The 744-nt window shown below is 40.3% G+C and carries 1 protein-coding gene; it reads left to right on the top strand.

The genetic code is table 11. The features are described 5' to 3' along the window. Positions 1 to 710, top strand: a 710-nt coding sequence (locus F6J99_RS43830) for a DUF4351 domain-containing protein (protein WP_293123429.1), incomplete at its 5' end; no start/stop codon positions are given. Positions 711 to 744 lie beyond the last annotated feature (34 nt).

Consider the following 744-nt stretch of genomic DNA (forward strand, 5'->3'; position numbering starts at 1 on the left):
GGATGTTATTTGGAGTTTCGACTCTGATTACCGAATATCTGGATAAAGGAGAGCCTTATAGTCAAGTCAAAAAGGTCTACTCCATTAATATAGTTTACTTTCCCCTCGGCCAAGGACAAGATTACATTTATAAGGGTAAATTAGATTTCCGAGGACGTCATACCCAGGACAAACTAGAGCCATCAAATCTCCAGAAGGAGTTGTTCACAATTGAGCAGGTGTACCAGATATTTCCCGAATATTACATCTTGAGAGTGAAACAGTTTGATGATGTGATCAGAAACAGTTTAGATGAATGGATATATTTCCTGAAAAATAGTGAAATCAAGGAGGAATTCCAAGCCAGGGGATTAGCCCAAGCCAAAGAAAACCTGAGGATTGAGAGTCTACCGAATACAGAAAAAGCAGCGTATCATAAATATCTGGAAGATAAACGGTATGAAATTAGTATGCTAGAAGGGGCAGAGGCAGTCGGAGAATTAAGAGGCAGAGAAGAGGGAATAAAAGAGGGCAGACAACAGGGGATATTAGAAGGCATTCAACAAGAACGTCGTGCTAGCATAGAACGAATACTCCAACTACGATTTGGAACGATTCCTTCAGAGATATCTAAAACAATACAAGCCATAGATATCCAACAATTGGATACCTTGATGGCAAGGGCATTAACAGCTAGTTCTTTAGATGAGTTTAGCCAACATCTGCTTTAACCATTGACCCTACCCTAATAGGGATGCGAAGGGC

The sequence above is a fragment of the Moorena sp. SIO4G3 genome, from assembly GCF_010692305.1.
GTDB lineage: Bacteria > Cyanobacteriota > Cyanobacteriia > Cyanobacteriales > Coleofasciculaceae > Moorena > Moorena producens_A.